Source organism: Streptomyces sp. WAC06614, from assembly GCF_003949795.1.
In the GTDB taxonomy this organism is placed as follows: domain Bacteria; phylum Actinomycetota; class Actinomycetes; order Streptomycetales; family Streptomycetaceae; genus Streptomyces.
This window is the reverse complement of sequence record NZ_RPRY01000699.1, coordinates 1-1,121: the sequence shown is the minus strand read 5'-3', so window position 1 is coordinate 1,121 and position 1,121 is coordinate 1. Positions and strand designations below refer to the sequence as shown.

1 protein-coding gene is annotated in these 1,121 nt (G+C 78.6%); it reads left to right on the top strand.

The features are described 5' to 3' along the window. Positions 1-117: 117 nt before the first annotated feature. Positions 118-1,121 (top strand): DUF4140 domain-containing protein (locus tag EF918_RS35980; protein WP_125653006.1); only part of this gene is annotated, 1,004 nt, incomplete at its 3' end.

Genomic DNA, 1,121 nt, shown 5'->3' with positions numbered 1-1,121 from the left:
GCCGTCATCCGCTCCGCCCCCACCCGTTCGCCCCCAGCGGTTCGAGCCGTCGGCCGACGCGGACCGGCCGGGCACGCGTAGGCTTCGCTCAGCACGACAGGGCAGGGGGCGGAGCGGATGACGGCTGAGCCGGCACACAGGTGGGGGTCGACCCTCGACGCGGTGGTGGTGTACGCGCAGGGCGCGCTGTGCCGTCGCCTGGCGAGCGGCACCGTGCCGCCCGACGGCCGGATCCGCGTGACCGGACTGCCCCGTTCGCTGGACCCCGACTCCCTGCGGGCCAGGATCCTGCACGGCGCCCCGGGCGCCGTCGTGACCGAGGCCCGGGTGGAGATCGAGGCCGAGCCGGCCGGCGACGCCGTACCGGAGGCGCTACGGCAGGAGGCCGAGCGGCTGCGCGACGAGCACGCGGCGGCCCGCGCCCGCCGGGACCGCCACCTGGCCCTGATCGGGGAGGTCCGGGCGCTGCGCCCGGTGCCCCCCGCCCGCACGGACGAGGACCCGCACCGCCGGACCCCGGTCGAAAGCTGGCTGGAGCTCGCGGACTTCGTCGACGAACGGCTGACCCGGCTGCACGCCCGGCTCGACGCGGCCGAAGAGGACCTGGGCCGGCTCGAACACGAACTCGCCGTCGCCGAGGACCGCCTCGCCCGCGCCTCCACGGCCGTCCCCCCGCCGCACGTGGAGACGACGGTCAGCGCCCTGCTGACCCTGACCGGTACGGGGGAGGACGAGGTCCGGGTGGAGGTCGAGTACGCGGTGCCCGGCGCGGTCTGGGTCCCCGCCTACCGGCTCGGCCACCGCCAGGGCGACGGAACCGGCCGACTGGTCCTGCGCGCTTCGATCGCCCAGCGCACCGGCGAGGACTGGACCGGGGTGCGCCTCGGCCTGGCCACCGCCGACCTGCGGCGCCGCACCGACCTGCCCCGGCTGCGCTCGCTGCGGATCGGGCGCCACCAGCCCGCCCCCGCGCCGGCCGGCTGGCGCGAGCCCCCGGCGGGGCTGGCCGACCTGTTCACCGGGTACCAGGCCGCCCTCCCGCATCCGGCGCCCTGGCCGGCCGCCCCGCAGGACGTCCCGGCCCCTCCCGTGCCCCGCGCCCCGGCCGAAGGCCCCGTGAC